We start from the raw sequence: 3,291 nt of genomic DNA, 5'->3' as shown, positions 1-3,291 counted from the left end.
TGTGGATGGACGGCCCTTTGAGAGCAATGGAATCAGGCAAACTGGATATCAAGGAGTTAGTCGATCTTGTTTTCGATCAGTCTATGACACACCGGAGATAAGAGGGGTCAGAGTTGCTGAAAGAACCGGGCTCTCTTCCTGAATGGTGAAATGATCTCTATCCCCTGATCAGTAAAGAATCTTTCCGTATTATGACCTTATTCCTGCACATTCCGTATGCCTGCACTGTAAACAGAAAAGGGCAGGTTATGTTCGAATTTCGGCTATTCGATTATAATGATATCAGTGGTCACCTTTGACGAACATAACAAATACGCTTATAGTCGTTTTGCAAGTAAACGAACATTACGGAGAAATATGATTCAGCCAGGAAGAAAACTTAGAACCAGCAGTGGTTACTATACGTTTTTACCCGATCCTCTCCCTCCTGAGCTGAAATGGACACCTAATCTGGTTCGATCTCTGTCAAACGCGGACAGAGCAATAGGGAAGCTGGCCGGAGAGGGTCACAGGCTTCCAAATCCCCACGTGCTCATGCGTCCATTCATCGCTCGCGAGGCTGTGCTGTCAAGCAGAATCGAGGGTACGCAGGCTACTCTGGGGCAACTTCTGGCAGCAAATGCCGGCGCAGTTCTGAAAGAGAGCCCGGCAGATCTGCAAGAGGTAGCCAACTACGTAGCAGCACTGGAGTTTGGCATACGTAGACTTGAAGAGCAGCATCTATCCATGGATCTTATTCTAGATCTGCACAACCAACTGATGACAGGAGTCAGAGGGGGTGCGGCGCGTCCGGGCACTATCAGAAACACTCAAAACTGGATTGGATTACCGGGATCCACCGTCTTCGAAGCATCCTATATACCTCCTCCACCAGAGAAACTGTTCGAACTTATGAGTGATCTTGTAGCTTTCATGATGCAAAGGGAGTTGCCACCTCTTGTTAGCATAGCTCTGGTGCACTATCAGTTCGAGGCCATTCATCCTTTTCTTGATGGAAACGGAAGGCTGGGCCGGCTTCTAGTTACTTTGTTCCTTATTGACAGGGCAATTCTTCCCACTCCCCTTCTTTACCTCAGTGCTTTTTTCGAGGCCAGCCGGGGAGAGTACTACAGATGTCTCAGAGCTGTTACAGAAGAAGGTGACTGGAATCGCTGGCTCCAATACTTTCTCGGCGGTATTGCCCTGCAGTCTGATGACGCACTGAACAGAGCCAGCCGAATAGTCGACCTTCTCGACCAGTGGCGCGTTCGAGCAGCCGAGTTTCCGGGCTCAACCCCCATAAGTCTCCTGAATCTTCTTGCAGGCAATCCTTTTGTAACAATTCCTGGAATTTCAGAGAAGCTGGGTGTAGCAAGATCCACCGCCAGCCGGGCTATAGAATACCTGGTTAAGCTTGGTGTGCTGGAGCAGACCGACCGCAGAAAGCGAGACAGGTCCTGGCTGGCACCTGCTTTACTGAGAATACTGGAGGAACCCGCTGAAGCATATTATAAGAATAACTCCAAATAATCAGTTATTTTACGAAGCATCGCAAAGAGCTTGTGATCTTTGCCGGCTACAGACAGAGTATCATGCATGTGGAACTCAGGGATCCGGCACTGACGTGAATCAGATAGACACCCTTCTCTGAAACCGAAAAACAGTACTGCCCGGTGCTGTGGCAAACACCATTGTGCACCATCCTTCCTGTCATGTCATAAACAGATATGTCAGCGGGAATGCCTGGTGTAACCACATCAAGCCACACATCACCGGATGCAGGATTGAATTCTGGTCTTACTGAAACAGCCCCTGTAACAGAACCGGAGGAGGATTCAATTCCAGTTACATAACCCCGGTCAACAAAGAGCACCTCAGGCTCGCTTTTGGATCCATCCATCCATGCTATCCAGTACCCCAGTGAATCACTGCAGACTGCAAAATTGAAGCCATATATATTTCCAACTCCATACTGAACTGTATGGATTTCAGGATTCCATCCATTTGAATAATGCCTGCACATGATACTGTCATCCTGAACCCAGGCAAGAAGAAGGCCGTCATCCTCTCTGTTGCAGGACATCGCCCACGGCTGATAGAGGGGAAGATCAAAATCCAGCTCGTATGTAGAAACAGTATCTGAGGTCATACCGTCAAATGTGGAACACCTCAGCCTGAGTGTGTCAGTGGTGGCCCAAAGAAGGAGTATCTCGTCCGAATAGCTTCCCGCTGCCTTCAGCTCCACAGGCCTGTCATGAGTGGTACAACTCCAGATTGTGCTCCAATCCATTAATTCCATGTCTGAACCCGAATAAGGCTGGTGAACACCGCTATAAAGTTCGAACAAATCTTCGCTAGAACTGCAAAAACTAAGCGTGGTAAAATGCGTCGGAACATTCTGTCCACCGCAGAATATCGGCCTGATTACAGGATAATAGATGCCGCCATACCATAGCCTGGATGAAAACCCCATATACGAATCCAGCACTATTCCCAGTGTGGGATCCGGTACATACCGCGCAGTAAGTGAATGAAGAGCCCCCTCTCCAACTTCGCTAACCATTGGATTTGCACTTACCCATATTCCGCTGTCATTGCTATCGTTTCTTGAAAGCTTCAGGCTCATCCGAATGTTATTGCCTGATCCTGGATTCACGAAATTTTCAAGGGCTATCTCCCGTGACATGACAGTCTCAAGGTTAGAGGGTTCAAGCACATACAATGAGTCCAATCCAGCCCAGTGATCACATACGGCTACCGCCAGGTATTCAAATGAGGGACCGATCATCCCTATGCTTACTTCGGGAAGGTAGAAGGTTCTTTCAACCGTTGTATTCAGTATCCGTACCGTTGATTGATAATTCCCGGACCAGGCCAGATATACATCACCGTCCGAGCTGAGAATATCCACGTGAGCCATTACTGAACCACTGAAAATGAGCAGGAAGGCAGCAGTGATCGTATTCGTCAAAAGTGAAATCGGAGACCGGATATTTTTCATAATACAACTCCATCTCAGCAATATTTAACCATTAATATCCCAGTATTATCTAATAATCCATAATAATATCTCCTCCCTGACCTTGTCAATCCCTTGAATAAACGGGCTCTCTTTCCGAGTGGAGAAATGATAATTGAACCTACGTAAAACCTATCAGGCAATCAGAATATTAAGCAGCTTGCTGTATAGAATCAGACTCAGGTCTGAGTATACTTTAAAGACCTTCATACATTTCAGTTGAATTCACTCTTCAGCTCAGAAGACATCCTGCCAGCAGGAAGGCGCCGAAACATATCATAAGAACACCGCCA

At 47.3% G+C, this 3,291-nt stretch carries 2 protein-coding genes; one reads left to right on the top strand and one right to left on the bottom strand.

All coding sequences use genetic code 11. The annotated features are described in order from the left end of the window. Positions 1 to 357: 357 nt before the first annotated feature. A complete protein-coding gene (locus tag K8R76_06775; GenBank protein ID MCD4847878.1) occupies positions 358 to 1,509 on the top strand; it encodes a Fic family protein in 1,152 nt (383 codons plus the stop codon). A gap of 46 nt (positions 1,510 to 1,555) precedes the next feature. Here K8R76_06775 and K8R76_06770 read toward each other — a convergent pair whose 3' ends face one another. Next, positions 1,556 to 2,980 (bottom strand): T9SS type A sorting domain-containing protein, encoded by a 1,425-nt coding sequence (locus tag K8R76_06770; protein MCD4847877.1) that lies wholly within the window; start codon positions 2,978 to 2,980, stop codon positions 1,556 to 1,558. Positions 2,981 to 3,291: the final 311 nt, after the last annotated feature.

The sequence above is a fragment of the Candidatus Aegiribacteria sp. genome, from assembly GCA_021108435.1.
Lineage (GTDB): Bacteria > Fermentibacterota > Fermentibacteria > Fermentibacterales > JCC-6 > Aegiribacteria.
This window is presented reverse-complemented; position numbering and strand designations above follow the sequence as displayed.

Coding starts and splice junctions, on each gene's coding strand:
- K8R76_06775 (MCD4847878.1), top strand. CDS start 358: ATGATTCAGCCAGGAAGAAAACTTAGAACCAGCAGTGGTTACTATACG.
- K8R76_06770 (MCD4847877.1), bottom strand. CDS start 2,980: ATGAAAAATATCCGGTCTCCGATTTCACTTTTGACGAATACGATCACT.